We start from the raw sequence: 20,768 nt of genomic DNA on the forward strand, positions 1-20,768 counted from the left end.
AAGAGGTAAAGGTTTTCAATCATTGAATTTTATTGTATTCGATCGTTGGGGAAATAAGATGTTTGAATCAGCAGACAAGGAGATAGGTTGGGATGGAAGATTTAATGGTAACATAGTCGCAGCTGGAGTTTATGTTTATTACGTAGAAGTAGAATATTATAACGGAACTTCTGAAGTAATAGAAGGAAATATTTGTGTGACTTTTTAAAGAAGATGATAATGAAAAAATTAAGTTTAATAATATTGGCCTTGATGGTGTTTAAGGTTTTTGTTGGTCAAGATATTCATTTTGCACAATTTTATAACACACCATTAGTGATTAATCCATCTTTAGCAGGTGGTGATGACGGTACTTTTTCAGGTGTTTTAAATTACCGGGAACAATGGCGTAGTGCTGGTAATGCATACAATACTTTTGGCGTTTCAGCCGATGGAGGATTAATGAAAAAAATAGATAAAGGGTTTCTTGGTGTAGGAGGAGCAGTGTATAATGATAAGCAAGGAGATGTTAGTTTAAGTCGTTTACACGCTAAATTATCATTGGCATATCATACGCAAATTTCCAGACAGCAATATTTTAATGCAGGAATATCAGGAGGAATAGCACAAACAAGCATTGATAGAGCTAAGATGATTTTTGATGATCAATATGATGGAAGTGGTTATAATTCTTCTATCCCCTCAAATGAAGTTTTAATTCAGCCGAATAGTATTTCACCTGCATTTTCTGTTGGTGTAAATTATTTGTTTAAGGAAAATGAATATGTTGGGAAAAGAAGGTTTTTATTAGGCGGTGCAGTGCATAACCTAATAAAGTTAGATGATGCTTTAATAGGAGAGATAGAACAATCAAGAAGTTTTAGGTATATTCTTCATTCGGAAGCCTCTTTTCCTGTAAGGGGAACAAATGTAGAAATTCAACCAGCAGGTTTTATAGCCTTACAAGGAACAGCTAAAGAGTTGTTTATAGGTTCAAATGTTCGATATGAGTTAAAACAAGAGTCAAGGTTTACAGATTTTTCAAAAACATCGGCGATTACTTTTGGGGTTTTTGCTAGAGAGTTAAAAAGTATGGTTGCTTTTGTTGGTTTCCAGATGGATAAATATAACATCGGAGTGAGTTATGATATTGATATAACAGGTTACTCTGTTGCGTCTTCAGGACAAGGAGGTTTAGAAGTTTCTTTTAAGTATGTAAATCTTACGAAGTTTAATAAAGCGTATACCCCTGCCCCTAGATTATAAAATAAATATTGTATAAGGAAGAATAAGATAATGAGAAGTTTATTAAAAGGTTTTTATTTGGCTATGGCAATGCTAGTAGCTCAGGGGTTAAGCGCTCAAAAAAAAGAAATTGAAATAGCAAAGAGTTATGAGCTTATGGGGAGGTTTTCAATGGCTTTACAGTATTATAAAAAGGCTGAAGCTAGAGAAAAATACTTAGCCGAAGAAGAGCAAGTGCGCCTGTATAAGTCTTTAATCTTTTGTAATGATAAACTTAAAGATTATAAAAATGCCGAGAAGTATTTTGAAAAAATAGAAAAATTACAACCCTTAAGTGATAGTTTGTTAGTTAAGTATTCTGAAGTTTTAAGGACTTTAGGGAGTCACCCTAAAGCCGAAAAAGTATATAGAAGCTTGGTCAATAAACAGACCGATGAAGTGTTAAAAAACAACATGCTATATGCATTGGATTGGTTTAAGAAAAATAAGAGCCTTAAACAACCTTATGTGATAGGGAAAACAAATATCAATGTTCAGGGGTTGAGTATGGGGATAGCAGAATATAATGATGGCGTTATTGTTGGTGTTCCAAAGTTAACTGATGGAGTAACCTTTTACAACCTAGGGTATTGTACAAAAAAAGATTCAGTAACATTTTCTGAAGCAACTATTTTGAGTAAAAACTTAACAAGTAAATTCCATGAGGGGTATCCGGTAATAGATCAAAAGAACAACGTGCTTTATTTTACATCTAATTCGTTGACTAAAGTGAAGATTAAACAAGGAGGGAAGAAAGATATAAGCAAAAATGGAAATGTCAATCGTCTCAAAATCTATCAATCTACTTTTGAAAATGGAGAATGGTCTGAAAAAGAAGAGTTACCATTTAATAGTATGGATTATGATTGTTTGCACCCGTCAATTTCAGATGATGGAAAGACATTATACTTTACTTCAAACATGTCTGGAGGTAAAGGAGGATATGATATTTATAAAGTAGAAAAGACGAACTCAGGTTGGTCTAAACCGGTTAACTTAGGAAGTAGAGTTAATACTATGGGAGATGAGATGAATCCTTTTATTAAAGCTGAAGAGTTGTTTTTTGCTTCAAGAGGATATTATGGTTTTGGAGGAATAGATGTTTTTAAAGTTAAGTTATCCGAAGAAGATGGTAAAGTTCAAAATTTAGGAGCTCCAATTAATACGAATCAGGATGATTTTTCATTTACAATGAATTCAAAAGATAAAGGGTACTTTTCTTCTAATCGAAGTTCTAAAAAAGCTGAAGATGCTATTTATAGCTATGTTTATTATCCTGTTAATGTTGTAACAGATACAGAGAATGGAGAAGCAGTAGAGGATATAGATGTTGTCGTTTCTGAGTTGATTAATGGAGAATGGAAAGAGGTGTCGACTCAAAGAACCAATAAAGCAGGGGAATGGAAATACGACTTTAAAGCAGGCGTGGAGTATAAAGTGAAGTTTGATAACTCTTATAGAAATTCAAAAGAGTTTACTTTATCAGCAAACGGCAATAGAGTAGAGGAGTTGGAGAAGCTCAAAAATGTAGATTTACAAAGAGTTTTTATTGATGGATATGTTATTGATGAGGAAACACAGAAAGGAATTGAAGGAGTGAAAGAGATTCTTTATGAAAAAAATGAGTTAGGAGATTTTGAAGAGATAGATTCAACATTTACAGATGAAGAGGGGTATTGGAGATTTGATGTTGAAAAAGATAAGGTCTATGAAGTTGAAATTCAACGTGTGGATTATGAGTTGGAAAAGATTGAAATAGATCCAATAGTCGATAATGAACCAAGAAGAAAATCATATACAACAACTTTAAAAGTAAAGCTGAATAAGGATAATGAAAAAGTATTAGACGCAGAAAATATCTTCTTTGAACATAATTCAGCCAATATAACTTCAGCTTCTTTTGCTGTGCTAGATCAAGTTGTAGGGTATTTAAAGGCCAATCCTTATTCTAAATTAGAAGTGGATGCTTATACCGATTGTACCGGTGACGATGCCTTTAACCTTGCTTTATCTGAGAGAAGAGCAAAAGCTTGCGCAGACTATGTGATTGAAAAAATTGGAGGAAAAGCATTTAGAGTAAAGTATAAAGGCTTTGGAGAAACCAATCCAATTCATGCTTGTGATGAGCAACGAAACAACCCTGATTTAGCGGCAGAAAATCGTAGAGTAGAATTTAAATTAGTAAAATAGTCGTTCCTTTTATAAAAATGGATTGAAATTTGTTATTAAGTTGTTCTGTAATTCAATTGTGAAAAATTAACGTTGTAAATAATTGGAATTCGTTATCTTCACAACTCTAAAACAGAATCAAATGACAAAGTATATATCACTATTTACAGCTCTTTTATTATATGGGAGCAGCTTATTTGGGCAGCATCAGTCTGATAAAACAGTTAAGCATTACACTCAAAAAGTAGAAGAGTTAATCAAGGTGCTAGACAAAAAGTATGTTCAAGAAGTAGATAAATCCAGGTTGATAAAAGATTTTGTTATTGGAACTCAGAATAGGTTAGTTCCATTTCATTCATATATCTCAGCGCAAAAATGGGGAGGGAAGCATGATGAAGTAGTGGTTGCTGGTATTGGTATCGCCTTTAAGTTCAAAAGTGATACAATACTTGTTGATAGTGTATTGAGTAATAGTGGTGCCGAAAGTTCTGGGATAAAAAAAGGAGATAAAATTATCAAAATAGGAGGGCATAAAATCAGTCATTACAACTATTTTAGTGATGTAGCAAAAGACTTGATCGGTGTTCCAGGAAGCTCCTTAGAACTCACATTGGCTAATGTAGAAGATAGTTCTGCCAATTTTGTAAAATCGGTAGAACGTAAATTAATCGATGGGATTCACTTCTTTAGTTTAGGAGAGTCAATTACTTCAATTAAAGATGCTATAGCCCTTTGTGATACCTTATATGAAGATACAGTTACTAACTTAAAAATAACAGAAACTGGTATTCGTTACATGCTGGAGCATTTGGATCCTCATACAGCTTATATTTCATTGGAGGATTTACATGATATGAATGCTCCATTGAAAGGATCGTTTACTGGAGTAGGAGTTCGCTTTCAAATTGTAAAAGACACTATTGTTGTTGTAGAGGCAATACCAGGGGGACCATCAGAAAAGGTGGGGATTCAACCAGGAGATAAATATATTTTTATTGGAGAAGAGAAAGTCGCTGGGGTAGGAATAAAAAATGGAGGAGTAAGGGATCGTTTATTGGGAGATAAAGGAACCAAAGTTGCGGTTAAGATGAAAAGAACAGGTAATAACGAGTTACTTGATTTTACCATAGAAAGAGATAAAATTCCTATTTATAGTGTAGATGCATCATATATGGTGACTAATGAAATTGGTTATATTAAGGTTAATAAATTTTCTGCGACAACAGTTATGGAGGTTAGAAAGGCTATGTTGAGTCTGAAATCTCAAGGAATGAAAAGCTTGGTGTTAGACTTGCAAGGAAATGGAGGTGGTTACCTCAGTGCGGCAATAGGTTTGGCAGATGAGTTTTTATCAGGAGACAAATTGGTCGTTTATACAGAAGGTAGAGCTTATCCAAAACAAGAGTACAATACGCGATATACAGGATTAATGGAAGAAGGTAAATTAGTCGTTCTTGTAAATGAAAACAGTGCGTCAGCTAGCGAAATTGTAAGTGGTGCAGTTCAAGATTGGGATCGAGGATTAATTGTGGGGAGAAGAACTTTTGGAAAAGGACTTGTTCAAAAACCACATAATCTATCAGATGGAACACAAGTAAGAATTACAACCTCTCATTATTATACTCCAGCAGGAAGATGTATTCAAAAACCTTATGATAAAGGAATACAAGAATATCGAAAGGAGAAATATAATCGTTACAAAAACGGAGAGTATTTTCATAAGGATAGTATAAAGTTTGATGAGTCACTAAAAACGTATACCAAGATTAAAGAAAGAGTTGTTTATGGTGGAGGTGGTGTTATGCCAGATGTTTTTGTTCCATTAGATACGTTAGGAACAAGCGATTATTTTTCAGGATTAATTAGAAAAGGAATTATGAATCGATTTGCATTAACTTGGGTGAACAGTAATCGTCAAAAATTACAAGATAAATATATTACATTCGATCGCTTTGATGAGAAGTTCAAAATAGAGAAGCTGACAAAAGAGTTGATTAAATATGCCGAAACAGAGGGGCTACCTTTTAATAAAAAACAATATGAGGAATCGAAAGAGGTTATTAAAATAAGACTGAAAGCAAATGTTGCTCAAAATCTATACGATTTTTCAAAGTTCTATCAGGTGAATAATGCATTAAATGATCCATTACAGATTGCCATTAAGCTCATTGAAAGTGGAGAGGCTTTTAATGAATTGGACTAAATGTTAAAAAACTAGGCTGTTTTTTTTGAAAATTAAATATGACATATTTGCGAAATAAAAAAAAAGCAGTACCTTTGCAGACCTATTTTAGAATAATAGAGTACAAAATTTAAAAGATATTAAACGTGAATACATTAAGTTACAAAACAATATCAGCTAACAAAGAGACAGTAAACAAAGAGTGGTTGTTGGTTGATGCGGAAGGAGAAACTTTAGGACGTTTAGCAAGTAAAGTAGCTAAATTGATTAGAGGAAAGCACAAAGTTAACTACACTCCACATGTTGATTGTGGTGATAACGTTGTTGTGATTAATGCTGAAAAAGTGAATTTAACTGGTAAGAAGTGGACTGATAAATCTTATATCCGTCACACAGGTTATCCAGGTGGGCAAAGAGAATTATCTGCTGAAAAGATGTTAGAAAAGCATCCTGAGAGATTAGTAGAGTATGCTGTAAAAGGAATGTTGCCTAAAAATAGATTAGGAAGTGCATTATACAGAAACTTACACGTTTATGTTGGAGCATCTCACAAGCAAGAAGCTCAAAAGCCTAAAGAAATTAAATTAGATTCAATCAAATAATTATATGAGCGTAATTAATACAATAGGAAGACGTAAGTCTTCTGTCGCTAGAGTTTATTTGTCAGAAGGGACAGGTAAAATGACTGTGAATAAAAGAGATTTTTCAGAGTACTTCCCAAAAGGAGTATTGCACTATAAATTAAGTCAACCATTTTTATTAACTGAAACAGAAGGAAAGTACGATGTTAAAGTTAATGTAAAAGGTGGTGGAGTTAATGGTCAAGTAGAGGCTATCCGTTTAGCGATCTCTAGAGCATTAGTAGAGGTAGATCCAGAGTATAAGCCTTTATTAAAAGCAGAAAGCTTAATGACTCGTGACCCAAGAATGGTTGAGCGTAAGAAACCAGGTCAACCAAAAGCTAGAAAGAAATTTCAATTTAGTAAACGTTAATATCACAATAAAGTTAAATAAAGCCCTCTTCTTAAAGAGGGCTTGTTTAGTATCTAAGCGTTTCAGATCGATGATTATCGCTACTGAGATTGCTGCTGAGAAAACCATGTGACGTTATCTATATATAACTCAGTAAAAAGAAAGTAAACAAAATGGCAAAATTACAATTTGATGAAATGTTAAATGCGGGAGTGCATTTTGGACATTTAAAAAGAAAGTGGAATCCAGCAATGGCTCCTTATGTATTCGAAGAGCGTAAAGGGATTCACATTATTGATTTGAACAAAACAGCAGTAAAAGCTGAAGAAGCAGCTGCAGCTTTGAAACAAATCGCTAAATCAGGAAGAAAAATTTTGTTTGTTGCAACAAAGAAACAAGCAAAATCTATCATAGAAGACAAAGTTAAAGAAACAAGAATGCCTTACATCACTGAAAGATGGCCAGGTGGAATGTTAACAAACTTTAAAACAACAAGAAAAACAATCCGTAAAATGACATCTATCGAAAAGATGATGCAAGACGGAACTGCAAACCACCTTTCTAAAAGAGAGCGTTTACAAAGAACTAGACAAAAAGATAAATTAGCTAACGTATTTGGTGCAATAGCTGATATGACTCGTCTTCCTGCTGCTGTATTTGTAGTAGATGTTAAAAAAGAGGACATCGCTGTAGCAGAAGCTGTAAAATTAGGAATCCCTGTGTTCGCAATGGTTGATACCAACTCTGATCCTAAACCAATTGATTTTGTTATCCCAGCTAACGATGATGCTACTAAATCTATTGAATTAGTTGTTGATTACGTATGTGGAGCTATCAAAGAAGGTTTATCAGAAAGAAAAGCAGGTAAAGAAAAAGCTGCTGAAGAGAAAGCTACTGAAGCAAAAAAAGAAGAAGTAACAACTGAAAAATAATTATATTCTCTAAAATTTATAACAATGGCAATAACAGCTAAACAAGTAAATGAATTAAGAAAAAAGACCGGTGCAGGAATGATGGACTGTAAGAAAGCTTTAGTTGAAGCTGACGGTGACATGGAAGTAGCAATTGATAACTTACGTAAGAAAGGTCAAAAAATTGCTGCTAAAAGAGGAGATAGAGAAGCTAGTGAAGGATTGGTTATCGCAAAAACAACAGCTGATGGAACTAAAGGTATTGTTGTTACATTGAACTGTGAAACTGATTTCGTAGCTAAAAATGCTGATTTTGTTTCTTTCGCAAACAAGATTGCTGATATAGCTGTTGAATCTGGTGCTAACTCAAAAGATGAGTTATTAGCAAAAGACTTTGATGGAAGTTTAACTATTGAAGCAAAAATCATCGAGCAAACTGGTGTAATCGGAGAGAAGATTGAAGTGAAAACTGTAGAAGTTGTTGAAGCTCCTAGCGTTGTTGCATACAATCACCCAGGAAACCAAATCGCTACAATCGTTGGATTAACTAAAGCTGCTGAAGAAGAAGGTAAACAAGTTGCAATGCAAGTTGCTGCTATGGCACCTATCGCTTTAGATGAAAGCCACGTTGATCAAGAGACTATTGATAGAGAAATTGAAGTAGGTAAAGAATTAGCTATTGCTGAAGGTAAACCTGCAGATATGGCTGAGAAAATTGCTAAAGGAAGATTAAACAAATTCTTTAAAGAAACAACTTTGTTAAATCAAGCATTTGTTAGAGATAACAAAAAATCTGTAAAACAATTTTTACAAGATGTAGATAAAGATTTAACAGTAACTGACTTTAAAAGAGTTTCGTTATCTAACTAATTCTTATATAATTTTTAAAAGAGAGCTTTTTAGCTCTCTTTTTTTTGTCTAATTTTGACCTAATTCTAAAATCATCATGAAATATAAAAGAATACTTTTGAAATTAAGCGGAGAAGCTTTAATGGGAAATAAACAATTTGGTATAGATAACGAACGATTAGTTCAATATGCTAAAGAAGTTAAAGAAATTGCCGAATTAGGTGTTGAAATAGCAATCGTAATCGGAGGAGGAAATATTTTTAGAGGTGTTCAGGCCGAAGAAGGTGGAATGGAAAGAACCCAAGGAGATTATATGGGGATGTTAGCGACTATGATAAATAGTATGGCACTTCAATCTGCTCTTGAAGTTCAAGGACTGCATACAAGGCTACAATCTGCAATTAAAATGGAAGCAATAGCTGAACCGTTTATTAAACGTAAGGCCGTTAGGCATTTGGAAAAAGGTAGAATTGTGATTTTTGGTTCAGGAACTGGTAATCCATTTTTTACTACTGATTCTGCCGCATCTCTTAGAGCAATTGAAATTGATGCAGATGTAATCTTAAAAGGTACAAGGGTTGATGGTATTTATACTGAAGATCCAGAGAAAAACCCTGAAGCTAAAAAATACAATAACTTGACTTTTGATGAGGCCTATGATAAAGGATTAAAAGTAATGGATATGACAGCCTTTACACTTTGTAAAGAAAATAATGTTCCGATAATAGTATTTGATATGAACACTCCAGGTAACCTAAAAAAGGTGGTTGTTGGTGATGAAATAGGAACGCTTGTTGAAGCATAACATAAAATAAATTATATATTTGTTCTAGAAGTATAGATAAAAGATATGAATGAAGAAGTAGAAATGGCATTAGCCGAGGCAAAAGAAGGTATGGAAGCCTCTTTAACACATTTAAGATCAGAGTTATTAAAGATTAGAGCAGGGAGAGCAACTCCTTCAATGTTAGGAAGTGTTATGGTTGAATATTATGGTTCACCAACCCCTTTGTCTCAAGTAGCCAATGTAAATACTTCTGATGCTAGAACATTAACAGTTCAACCTTGGGAAAAATCTATTTTACAAGATGTTGTAAAAGGGATTCAAAATGCAAACTTAGGATTAAATCCACAAAATAATGGAGAAATGATTATCATTTCAATTCCTATGCTTACAGAAGAAAGAAGAAGAGAACTTGTGAAGAATGCAAAAGCCGCTGGTGAACATTCTAAAGTTGGAGTTAGGGGAAAACGTAAAGATGCAAATGATTTTATTAAATCATTAAAAGCTGATGGTTTAAGTGAAGATGAAGCAAAATCAGCAGAAGATAAAGTACAACAATTAACAAACGATTATATCGCTAAAGTTGATGAAATTGTTGATGCTAAAGAAGTGGATATTATGAAAGTATAATGCATTATACTATGATAAAAAAAAGCAGCGTTTAACGCTGCTTTTTTTATGTCTTAATGTCTAGCTTTATCGCCCATATAAATTGGGGAAATCAGTAATGATACCATCTAAATTCGTTTCCAATAAACGATTAAACTCCTTTTCTTTATTCACCGTCCAAGCAAAAACTTTTACACCTTGTTCGTGAGTGTTTTTTACCATTTTAGGACTAATGAATTTAGAATAGATCCCCAAAGCATAAGGTTTAAAAGAAAGTTGTTTTAAAATTTTATTTCCAGACAATCCCAAGCTCTCATGTAAATAGACCAGTTTATAATCGGGAGCTTTTTGATGGAGTAACTCAATAATTTGAGGGTCAAAACTCATAAAAATAATTTGTTCTCGACCTTTAAATTCAGCAACTTCATTCAAAATAATCTCAACATATTCTTCAGGGTAAGGTTGGGCTTTTCCATACAACTTCTTTTCTGATTTAATTTCAAATAAAATAGTCTTGTCTTTAAAATCAATCTTATTAAAAGCTTCTTGAACTAATGGCTTATACGACTTTATATGCTGTTGTTCAGGAAATTTCGGATGGGGTTTAGTTCCACAGTCAAATGCCTCAATTTCTTTTTGAGTCATTTCGTATAAACAATGGTCTTTGTTATGCTTTATTTCACTACCGTCGGGAGCTAAGCAATAGGTCTTATCCATATATTCCTCATGAGAAATAACCAATTGTTTATCTTTATTAACCACCACGTCCCACTCAATCCCATCAATGTCATACGTTAAAGCCTTTTTAAACGACTCTAAGGTGTTTTCTGGTAAAATACCTCTACATCCTCGATGTCCGAAAATTAGAGGGGGATTTTGTTGAGAAAATAAGTTAACAACTGTCATAACACAAATGATTAAAAAGAATCTAGGCATATTTTTTTAATAATTTTCTGACCTCATTTGCCAGTTTTTCAGAATCGTTAGCTTCTAATTGATGACCAAAATAGATGTATTTTCCTTTATCAGAAAAACGCACAGCTCCTTGTCCTATTAACCAAAAAGAATCATTCATCACCTTTGCAAAAGATTTAGGGTTTTGTTTTAAGCATTCAACATTTTTGTAGTCGATTTGTTTGGTAATGTATTCATTAGCTTTTCCATAAGATAAAATAGATTTTTTAATCGTAAAACGATCGGCATCTATTTTGATGAATTCAATACCATATTTCCTCCATAAGAATGTCTTTACAATTCTGTACTCGAAATAAGCCCAGAAAATGGTCATGACGAATAGAATCAAACTTTCTTGTTTCCCTACCTCACCAGCGAATAAAAAATAAATAAATACAGCCCCACAAAAAGTCCAAGCAATTGACCAAGCCAATAAAAGACTTTCTTGCCATCGTTCTATTTTTGTAGAAATGACAATCGTAGTATGGCTTTTATGATGCTCTAATGATATTCGTTCGCCAATAGTTTTCATAGCAGATTAATATAAAACAGGTTCGACTTCAATTTCATTAAATACTATTCCAAAAGTAGCTAGTTCATCCAAGACTGGTTCGTAGATCTCTTTATGTATAGGTAGCTGTACTCCCTTTAATTGTATAGTGCCATTTAGAATCATTTTGGTGCAAATTCCAACTGGTAAGCCCACAGTATCACTCATTGCGGTGTAAGTCTGATCTTCGCCAATATAACTCATAGAAGAGTGTATCTCACGGTCAATGCCATCGACTTTAAAACCAAATTTATGCCACATCACAATCATATCTTTATCGTGAGGTTCCAATGTCCATTTAGCTTCTAAGATTTGTTGTAAGATTTGAGCAGGAGTTTTGTCTTCCTCTAAGTTCAAAGGAGTATCTTCGAATATCCCTAACCAAACTAACTTGTCCCAAATAATATCGTCTTGATCTATTTTGAGGTAATACCTTAACTTTAATTCAACAGAATCGTGAGGATTATAAGCCAAAAATGAGTTAATAAAGTCTCGATGTGTCATCTCTTTGGATCCCTCTAAAATATAGCTGTCGTCTGTTGCGCCCAATTGAACAAAAACGTTCCAAGCTCTACTGAAACCAACTTTTCGTAAAGTACCTCTGTAGATCGTAGGAATGTTTTCTAATCCATAAATACTTCTGTATTTTAAAGAGTCACGATTAGCATATCCCTCAAATTTTCCTCTTCCCTCAACATCAATAATTTCGGTTCTTCTAAAAAGTCTATTGTAAGGAATATATTTATATTTTCCTTCTTGAATAAATTTAGCAGCACCTCCTTGTCCCGCTAAAACAACGTTTCGAGGATTCCATGTAAACTTATAATTCCAAGGGTTGTTATCACTTTGAGGAGCAATTAATCCCCCTGTAAATGACTCGAAACAAGTCATTTCTCCTCCCATCTCTTCAATGTCGTCTAAAACTTTTTTGGCCGATAAATGGTCTATTCCTGGATCTACACCTATTTCATTCATGACAATAATCCCAGCATTTACAGCCTCTTCATGTAGTTCTTTCATTTCTTTAGAAACATAAGAAGGCGTAATCACATCTTTTTGGAATCGAATACAATCTTTAACGACTTCAATGTGAAAACGAGCTGGTAACATCGATACTACAAAATCACAAGCTTCAATTTCTTGAGCTCTTTGATTAGGTTCTAGGGCATTAAATTCAAATGCTTCTCCTCTTGCATGATTGTTTATTTTTTCCTGAGCAATGGCGATATCCATATCACCAACTCTAATCAACCAATTCTCATTTTCAGCATTATTTAATAAATATTTTATTAATGACGATGAAGATCTTCCTGCTCCAATGACTAATATTTTCTTCATGTTCTAAAAGTAGTTTTAAGAAAAATCCCATACTCATTTTACTAAGTATGGGATTTGCTATGTTTTTATTTAATTCATTTATAAATGTTGTTTACAAGTGCTTGATTTTTAGCGCACAATAAACTAATTAAAGAATAATTGATAAACTTATTCTTCTTCAGCAACTAATTCGCTAGCAGCTTTCAATAATCCAGCTTTCTGTAATAAATTATACCACTGGAATACTTTTTTAATGTCAGAATTATGAACTCTATCCTCATCAAAATCAGGGAGAACTTCAGCAAAAAATGCTTTTAAATCATTAATATCATCTTTATGACTTAATGCAGCTTCTCCATTTAATTTATCGTACATTTCTTGATAAACTTTCGATAATAACTCATCTCCTTCAATAGTATAAATACTAATGTCTTCTAACGCACTAATTCTGTCTGTAGCAAAAGCAGGCATTTTTCTACCTGTTTCTATTGATTGTACAATCACATTACTTTTTCCTTGTGCTACCACTGTATATAATCCTGGCTTACCCGATATTGCAATAATTCCTGTTAATTTCATTCAGTTTTGTTGTTTGTTTAACTTTCCAACAAATTTAACAATAATCCTTAATGCTGAATGACTATTTTTTGAACATCTATATTTTGAGAAGTGGATAACTTAATCGTGTAAGTACCGTTAGCCCATTTTAATGTATTTAAAATCACTGTGGAACTGTTGATATGATCATTTTGATAGATTAATGTGCCTTTGAGATCATATATTACTATAGATACAATCGTTTCAGGAGCTGTGAGATGAACAAAGTCATTAGCAGGAATAGGGTACAGCAACATTTTTTGATGATGTTCTTCTAGGCCAACAGCATTGTAGGTAACAGTGTCAGAATAGGTCGTGCAACCATATTGGTTCGTAATTAAAGCATAATAATTACCATTAGTATTGACAAATAACGAAGATTCGTTCTCAAAACTTAGTTCAACATTATCATAATACCATTGGATACTATGATTATAAGGGTTGTTGATAATTAAAGAATCAAAATCAATTGTAATGATAGGTGTAGTAGGAGGTAAGTGTGCAGTCGTTTGAAAATATAAAGTATCACTATTGCAGCCATAATGGTTGGACGTTACCAGATAGTTTGAAGAAGACGAACTTCTATAAATTGTAGAACTGGTGTCATTATCATTCCAGTTAAAAGAAGAAACGTGATTCGATATTGCAATTAAACTGCTATCTCCTTTACAAAAATCTAAATCACCAACAAGTGTGTTTTCAAAACTAGTGCTAAAGAGCGTGTTAAAGCCGTCTAATTTTCCATATCCAAAAGAATAGTTTGGAAGAGCCCCCGTAAAGCTATCAGTGTATGTACTGGTAATTAATGCTGTTTTAAATTGATTACTGGTCATTTGGTTGCACTTTTCAAGTAGTAATGCACCAACACCTGCTACAATGGGACTAGCCATAGAGGTACCTCCATTACGACGGTGCATACCACCTAGCGCTAGAGTAGAATCTAGTGTAGGATGGTTCAGGTAATAATCAATTAGGTTGAGCGGTAAAGGAGCATTAACTCCATGTCCAGAGGCTGCAACCTCAGGTTTCATTCTTTGGTCACGTGTTGGTCCTCTACTAGATGTTTCAGCGATTTTTCCTCTAACACCACCATTGGAGGTCCAAGTAGAATCTAGATTAACATAACCACTATCGTTATAGTAATTACCGACAGTAATTACATGAGGAGAACATTGAAAAGAACTAACTATCGTTTTTAAACTATCAGGGTTCATGTATTGATGAGCTTTTGTAAAGGAATTGATTCCTCCAGTATAGGAAATAATGTCTGACATCCCAAAGATGGAAGAACTCCAAACATCAAAATGACCTGTCCCAACAGTTTCAAACCTGAAATTGTATTGACTAGAATCTGGCATGGGGAGATATACTTGTAGTAGATATTGCCCATCCCTTAATTCAGACCAGTATTGTACAGTAGCTAATCGCTCATGATTGATATTCCAGATTGTGTCGTAAGTAACTGTGTTTAAATTGTTGGATATGTTAAAGTAATGACCTTTTCCTCTATTCTCAAAACTTGGAGAAACTTTGTCAAGGCCAACGGTATATTGTATTGAATTAAAGTCTGCTGTGTCTGACCAAACTTCAAAAAAAACAGCAGATCCTCCATAGCCTGAATTAGGATTGTGAGCAAACCAAGTAAAAGCGGTGTCATTATCAATAGTACTTTCTAAATGATAGTTGCCCCAATTTCCAGAATTTCCAGCAGAAGCGACCATCAGGTGTCCAGATTTACTGTTAATTAAACTGTCAATGAATAAAGAGTAAGGATCCAAACCATCGTGAGAACCAAGATAAGTACCAACACTTGCGTTTAAAGCACACGGTTGACCTAAAGAATCAGCAATATGAAAAATGTATTCAACAGCATCAACAACTGTCGCTAGCCAATTAGGACTGTTGAAATTGCTTTCTACCGCTATTATTTCTGCTTCAGGAGCAACACCTTTATTTAGACCATTGGCAAATGCATTACCACATCCTGCTCCAGTTACTGTAGTACCATGCCCATAAATATCATTGTTGGTGCATAAGCCTTGCATAATTTCCGAATTATTCCAATCTTGGCCATAACCATATTTAGAAGGTGTAAATTGATTTTGAGGTAGTGTTTGATCCCAAAGTGCCAATACTCGTGTAGAGCTGTCTGATGGGTTTAAAAAATCGGGATGAGTCCAGTCTAAACCTGTATCGATAAACCCCATGATTACTCCTTTTCCTGTATATGAGTTTTCTAATGGAGCAAGACCTTGATGAACAGCATTTATTCGATTGTTCACTCGCATAGTGTCATTTAAAGGAGTTCCCTCATAAGATCTAAAGTTGATGGCGTTTAAAGGAGTGTTATCCAAAAAAGCTTTAATGGTTGTTCTGGGAAGACTAATATACTTCCAGTTTTTTATGTGTCCTTTGTATTTCCCATTGTATTGAGATAGACTCTTTTTTAGACTAGTTTGATTGGCTTTAACAAAAAAGCTAAGTTCTTCACTTTCATTATTAGGGGTAGATTGCAGATAGTGTTCCAGTTGAAAACTTCTTACATTTTGCTTTTTTTCTTGGGCAAAGACAGTCAAGCTCAAGAAAAAAAATAGGGCGGGGTATAACATTTTTTTCTTCATAAAACTAAATATATAAAAAATGAAGCTTAAAAACATGATTAAACGAAAAAAAATAAATTAACCCAAAAGTAACAATGATAAAATTATTCTTTTTTATGATAAAGATAAAAACAGTAGCCTTTTATTAACGTTTTATCTAAATCAGGATGGAAAAAAGTTAGTTTATTTTTGTTTATTATATCTTCGGTGGTAATAGATTTTAAATATTTATGGCAAAGTATTACTTTTGCACTTTAATTATTTAGAATAAACAAAACGCAAAGCCAAATTAAATGGAAATTCCAAAGATTTACGAGTCAAACAAAACAGAAGCGAAATGGTATAAATATTGGATGGAAAATGATTTTTTCAAATCAGTTCCTGACGAAAGAGAAGCTTATACTGTCGTAATCCCTCCTCCCAATGTAACAGGTGTTTTACACATGGGACACATGTTGAATAATACTATTCAAGATGTATTGGTCAGAAGAGCTCGAATGCTTGGTAAAAATGCATGTTGGGTTCCTGGAACTGATCATGCTTCTATTGCTACTGAGGCAAAGGTGGTTGCTAAGCTAAAAAGTGAAGGCATTAATAAGGCAGACTTAACTCGTGATGAATTTTTACAACATGCTTGGGATTGGACCGAAAAACATGGTGGAATTATTCTTGATCAATTAAAAAAGCTTGGGGCTTCTTGCGACTGGGATAGAACGCGTTTTACATTAGATAAAGATTATTACGAAAGCGTTATTCACGTTTTTAATGACCTGTATGAAAAAGGTCTGATCTATAGAGGTGTAAGAATGGTGAACTGGGATCCTGAAGCAAAAACAGCTTTAAGTGATGAAGAAGTGAATCATAAAGAAGTGAACTCTAAATTATTTTATATCCGTTATAAAATAGAGGGAACAGAAGACGAATGGCTAACCATTGCAACTACTAGACCTGAAACTTTATTAGGTGATACTGCAATTTGTGTAAATCCAAATGATGAAAGATATACTCATTTAAAAGGAAAACAAGCCATCGTTCCTTTGGTAAATAGAACTATTCCTATCATTTTTGATGAATACGTTGATCCTGAATTTGGAACAGGATGTTTAAAAATTACTCCAGCTCACGACCCGAATGATTATAATCTTGGATTAAAATATGATTTGGAAGTTATTGATGTGCTTAATGATAACGGAACAATTAATGAAAATGGAGAGTTATATATTGGTCAGGATCGTTTTGACGTTAGAAAACAAATAGCCGTTGATTTAGAAGAAAACGGTTACTTAGTGAAAACAGAAGATCATATCAATAAGATTGGATTTTCAGAAAGAACAGATGCTGTAATTGAGCCAAAATTATCTTTACAGTGGTTTTGTTCTACAGAAAACTTATCTAAACCAGCATTAGAGAATGTGATGAATGATACCATACAGTTTCATCCAGAGAAGTTTAAAAACTCTTATAGAAACTGGATGGAAAATATTAAGGATTGGTGTATTTCCCGCCAGTTATGGTGGGGGCATCAAATTCCTGCATATTACTATGGAACAAGAAAAGATGACTTTGTCGTTGCTAAATCTTTAGAAGAGGCTGTAGAAAAAGCAACGGTTAAAACTGGAAGAACGATTACTGCTGAAGACTTAAAGCAAGATGAAGATGTTTTGGATACTTGGTTCTCGTCATGGTTATGGCCAATGTCTGTGTTTAACGGCTTTAAAGAGGGGGAAGATCATAAAGAATTGGACTATTACTATCCAACAAATGATTTGGTTACTGCTCCAGAAATTATGTTCTTCTGGGTTGCTCGTATGATTATGGCGGGTTATGAATACAAGCAAGAATTACCATTTAAAAATGTTTATTATACTGGAATTGTTCGTGATAAATTAGGGCGAAAAATGTCTAAATCTCTAGGGAATAGTCCAGATCCAATTGGTTTGATTGAAAAGTATGGAGCTGATGGTGTTCGTGTTGGAATGTTGTTAAGTTCTCCTGCTGGTAACGATTTACCATTTGATAGTGCTCAATGTGAACAAGGACGTAATTTTACCAATAAAGTTTGGAATGCATTCCGTCTAGTCTCAAGTTGGGAAGTAAAAGAAATGGAACAACCTGCGTATGCAAAAGTGGCCATTGATTGGTTTCAGTCTAAACTAAATAAAGCGCTTACTGAAATTAATGAATCTTACGATAAGTTTAGAATTTCTGAAGCTTTGATGAGTACCTATAAATTGGTATGGGACGATTTCTGTTCTTGGTATTTAGAAATGGTAAAACCTCCTTACCAACAACCTATTGATGCTGTTACTTTTAATCAAACAAAGCAATTCTTTGAGGATTTATTAAAACTAATGCATCCTTTTACACCTTTTATCTCTGAGGAAATTTGGCATTTGATTGGTGAACGAGAAGATAAAGATTGTATCATGGTTAAAGAATGGCCCAAGGTTTCTGCTATTAATGAAGGGGTATTAAGCGACTTTAATAATGCTGCTGATGTTATTTCAAACATTAGAACAATAAGGAAAGAAAAAAATATAGCAAATAAAGTTCAGCTGGACTTTAAAGTTATTGATAACGAGAAAGGAGCAAAAACATTTGATAGTGTAATTTCAAAAATTGGAAACTTAGCTTCATTGGAATATGTTGATGCTAAGGTTGATAATGCCTTTTCTTTCTTAGTGAAAACCAATGAGTATTTTATACCTTTTAGTGAAGATATTGATGTTGAGGCAGAAATTAAAAAGTTAAAAGATGAACTAGAATATGTACAAGGTTCGTTGAAAATTGTACAAAAGAAATTAAGCAATGAGCGCTTTGTAAACAATGCACCTGAAAAAGTTGTTGCATTAGAAAAGAAAAAAGAAGCTGATGCTTTAGCTAAAATTAAAGTTTTAGAAGAGAAACTAACTGCTTTTGCTTAATTGATAAGCTGATTAATGAAAGAGCCAAATACCGAAAGTATTTGGCTCTTTTTGTTTTTTTTAGCACCAGTCTAACTAAATTTATACTCATGAAAACATTATATATTATAAGACATTCTAAATCCGACTGGAAAACAGGGGAAGTTGATTTTGAGCGTGGGCTAAACAAAAGAGGGAAAGTACAAGCAAAAGCTTTAGGTGAGTATTTTAAAGCACATGAAAAACCTGTGGACTTAATCATATCAAGTGCAGCCAAACGAACGGTATTAACCAGTCAAAATATAGCTAGAGCTATAGCTTATCCATTAGAGGATATTCAACAAGAACATTCAATATATGAAGCGCATTACGAACAGTATTTACCTGTTATTTGGGGGGTAAGCAATGCCGTTGATACTGTTGTCGTTGTAGGGCATAATCCTGGAGTAACCAACTTGGTGTACGCACTCACAGGAAATTATCTTGAGTTTAAAACCAGCTGTTTTGCTCAAATAACATTTGAAACAAAACAGTGGGAAAATATACAGCAACATACAGGAACATTAGTGTCCTATTATGCGCCAAAGAAAGCTTAATAATAGTAAGCAATAGCTCTTAACTGTCTAGACCAAATATTAGTTCCTCCTAAATAAGTACTACTTGCAGCAGCATTATTAATAGAATCTCCACCACCAGCAGAACCTACTGCCCATTGGACTTTGATAACGTGGTTACCTGCCGCGAGATTTTGAGCAATATAAGAAAGATTAGGAGTTTGATCCCATGAAGCATTAGCTTGCATGTGTCCCCAGTTAACAGGTGTTCCGTCAACAAGTATTCTATAAGCTCCCCATGGTAGGCCACCACCACCTGTATATAAGGTCGCATCCCAGCTAATAGAAACATCAGCTTGTTTAATCAGGTTAATGTTTAATAACATATCTGGCATATCAACCCAACTTTTAGTCGTGGTACCAGCACTTGTTGTCCCAATTGCTTGCCAAGTATCGGTCATTTTTAATGCTAATTTTCTCACGTCTCCAGTTGCATTGGCTACAAGTATTTCATCTGTGCCTGCTCCAGCAGGAATATTTCGAACTCTAAGGTTTCCATTAACATCCAAGGCTGACGTAGGAGCATTTGTTCCAATACCTGTATTTCCATTGGTATGGTTGATATAAAAACGAGTAGAATAAGTGTTTGAATTATCAAAAGATTGTATGGTGAAATTGTCATCAGCGTTAAGCTGGCCCTCTGTTATAATCCATCCGTTACCAGAAGTAAGATTAGTCATTCTAATATCGGCAGAATGGTTAGAGGTGTTGTTTTCAGATGCTAAATGAATTTGACTTTGATTAACGTCATGCATGTATTGATTCCCCTCAATATGAAGCTTTTCTGTGGGAGTTGTAGTATTAATACCTACATTTCCTCCGTCAATAATAGACATTGCATGATCTAAGGTTCCCGTCCCTCCATTAGAAACATCTCGTTTAGTATAAAAACGAATCTGACCTTGGTCAACAGGTGCTCCATATCCATCAAATAATATTTGAGCATTGGTCAATCCTGTTGAAGCTTTTATCATGTTTAAATGAATATTGTCGCTGGCACTTGTTACCTCAAATAACGTTGATGCGTTTCCTGAATATAGAATATTACCATTTACATCTAGTTGGGCGTTTGGTGCAGCTAAGCCTATCCCAACATTTCCTTGCGTATAAATGTTATCATTGATATTATCAGGTTGATTAGTACCTCCGACTTCATACCAATCATGATCTTTTAAACCACTTAAGTCGACCGTTTGAGTACCACCTCCATCAATAATATTTAAGTTGTTGCCTGTTAAATTAGCACCAGTATTGTATTCATTGGTAGGGTCTGCATCAGCATCGTTAATCGAAAAAGTTGTTCCTGTTCCTCCACTAATATTGATTGTTGCATTACCACCTGTTACAGTGCTGGTTAAATTCTGAGCATCAGTGTTGTCTAAATATCCACTTAAATCAACTGGAGTACCGTCGTTGGTTAAATTTAATGAGTTTCCTGTTAAACTTAAATCCTGATTATCTGTTCCAGAGTTGTCATTAACCCAAGTATAAGTC

At 34.0% G+C, this 20,768-nt stretch carries 18 protein-coding genes; 12 read left to right on the forward strand and 6 right to left on the reverse strand.

Going from position 1 to position 20,768, the window contains the following annotated elements; translation table 11 throughout:
- The 10 genes from N4A35_11095 to frr all read left to right on the forward strand — a co-directional run.
- A partial coding sequence (locus N4A35_11095) for a gliding motility-associated C-terminal domain-containing protein (protein ID MCT4581956.1) occupies positions 1-208 on the forward strand: 208 nt, incomplete at its 5' end.
- Between the two features lie 11 nt (positions 209-219).
- Complete coding sequence (locus N4A35_11100; protein MCT4581957.1) at positions 220-1,245, forward strand: PorP/SprF family type IX secretion system membrane protein; 1,026 nt, start codon at positions 220-222, stop codon at positions 1,243-1,245.
- A 30-nt stretch (positions 1,246-1,275) separates the two neighbouring features.
- Positions 1,276-3,453, forward strand: coding sequence for an OmpA family protein (locus N4A35_11105; GenBank protein ID MCT4581958.1), 2,178 nt, complete (start codon positions 1,276-1,278; stop codon positions 3,451-3,453).
- 121 nt (positions 3,454-3,574) lie between these two features.
- Entirely contained in the window at positions 3,575-5,635 is a 2,061-nt protein-coding gene (locus tag N4A35_11110; protein ID MCT4581959.1) for a S41 family peptidase, read from the forward strand.
- A gap of 125 nt (positions 5,636-5,760) precedes the next feature.
- Positions 5,761-6,216 carry a 50S ribosomal protein L13 gene (gene rplM / locus N4A35_11115; protein MCT4581960.1) on the forward strand — a complete coding sequence of 152 codons (456 nt, stop codon included), beginning with the start codon at positions 5,761-5,763 and terminating at the stop codon, positions 6,214-6,216.
- A gap of 4 nt (positions 6,217-6,220) precedes the next feature.
- Positions 6,221-6,607, forward strand: a complete 387-nt coding sequence (gene rpsI / locus N4A35_11120) for a 30S ribosomal protein S9 (GenBank protein ID MCT4581961.1) — start codon at positions 6,221-6,223, stop codon at positions 6,605-6,607.
- Between the two features lie 152 nt (positions 6,608-6,759).
- Positions 6,760-7,518, forward strand: coding sequence for a 30S ribosomal protein S2 (gene rpsB, locus N4A35_11125; protein MCT4581962.1), 759 nt, complete (start codon positions 6,760-6,762; stop codon positions 7,516-7,518).
- 24 nt (positions 7,519-7,542) lie between these two features.
- Positions 7,543-8,367, forward strand: a complete 825-nt coding sequence (tsf, locus tag N4A35_11130; GenBank protein MCT4581963.1) for a translation elongation factor Ts — start codon at positions 7,543-7,545, stop codon at positions 8,365-8,367.
- Between the two features lie 76 nt (positions 8,368-8,443).
- Complete coding sequence (gene pyrH / locus N4A35_11135; protein MCT4581964.1) at positions 8,444-9,151, forward strand: UMP kinase; 708 nt, start codon at positions 8,444-8,446, stop codon at positions 9,149-9,151.
- Positions 9,152-9,196: 45 nt separating this feature from the next.
- Positions 9,197-9,760 (forward strand): ribosome recycling factor, encoded by a 564-nt coding sequence (gene frr / locus N4A35_11140; protein ID MCT4581965.1) that lies wholly within the window; start codon positions 9,197-9,199, stop codon positions 9,758-9,760.
- A gap of 66 nt (positions 9,761-9,826) precedes the next feature.
- Here frr and N4A35_11145 read toward each other — a convergent pair whose 3' ends face one another.
- The 5 genes from N4A35_11145 to N4A35_11165 all read right to left on the reverse strand — a co-directional run bounded on the left by N4A35_11145 (position 9,827) and on the right by N4A35_11165 (position 15,778).
- The gene (locus tag N4A35_11145) at positions 9,827-10,645 is read right to left on the reverse strand and encodes a glycerophosphodiester phosphodiesterase family protein (GenBank protein MCT4581966.1); all 819 of its coding nucleotides are present in this window, start codon (positions 10,643-10,645) and stop codon (positions 9,827-9,829) included.
- Between the two features lie 22 nt (positions 10,646-10,667).
- Positions 10,668-11,225 carry a hypothetical protein gene (locus tag N4A35_11150; GenBank protein MCT4581967.1) on the reverse strand — a complete coding sequence of 186 codons (558 nt, stop codon included), beginning with the start codon at positions 11,223-11,225 and terminating at the stop codon, positions 10,668-10,670.
- A gap of 6 nt (positions 11,226-11,231) precedes the next feature.
- The gene (locus N4A35_11155) at positions 11,232-12,581 is read right to left on the reverse strand and encodes a saccharopine dehydrogenase NADP-binding domain-containing protein (GenBank protein MCT4581968.1); all 1,350 of its coding nucleotides are present in this window, start codon (positions 12,579-12,581) and stop codon (positions 11,232-11,234) included.
- Positions 12,582-12,728: 147 nt separating this feature from the next.
- Complete coding sequence (locus N4A35_11160) at positions 12,729-13,139, reverse strand: DUF5606 domain-containing protein (GenBank protein MCT4581969.1); 411 nt, start codon at positions 13,137-13,139, stop codon at positions 12,729-12,731.
- A 47-nt stretch (positions 13,140-13,186) separates the two neighbouring features.
- Positions 13,187-15,778 carry a S8 family peptidase gene (locus N4A35_11165; GenBank protein ID MCT4581970.1) on the reverse strand — a complete coding sequence of 864 codons (2,592 nt, stop codon included), beginning with the start codon at positions 15,776-15,778 and terminating at the stop codon, positions 13,187-13,189.
- 272 nt (positions 15,779-16,050) lie between these two features.
- On the opposite strand from N4A35_11165, the gene N4A35_11170 reads away from it, so the two are divergent.
- A complete protein-coding gene (locus N4A35_11170) occupies positions 16,051-18,681 on the forward strand; it encodes a valine--tRNA ligase (protein MCT4581971.1) in 2,631 nt (876 codons plus the stop codon).
- An 89-nt stretch (positions 18,682-18,770) separates the two neighbouring features.
- Positions 18,771-19,256: a histidine phosphatase family protein gene (locus tag N4A35_11175; protein MCT4581972.1), complete on the forward strand. Its 486-nt coding sequence runs from the start codon at positions 18,771-18,773 to the stop codon at positions 19,254-19,256.
- On the opposite strand, the gene N4A35_11180 is transcribed toward N4A35_11175, so the two are convergent.
- A partial coding sequence (locus N4A35_11180; protein MCT4581973.1) for a hypothetical protein occupies positions 19,253-20,768 on the reverse strand: 1,516 nt, incomplete at its 5' end. The two genes, N4A35_11175 and N4A35_11180, sit on opposite strands and share 4 nt — an antisense overlap.

The sequence above is a fragment of the Flavobacteriales bacterium genome (genome assembly GCA_025210295.1).
GTDB lineage: Bacteria > Bacteroidota > Bacteroidia > Flavobacteriales_D > Parvicellaceae > S010-51.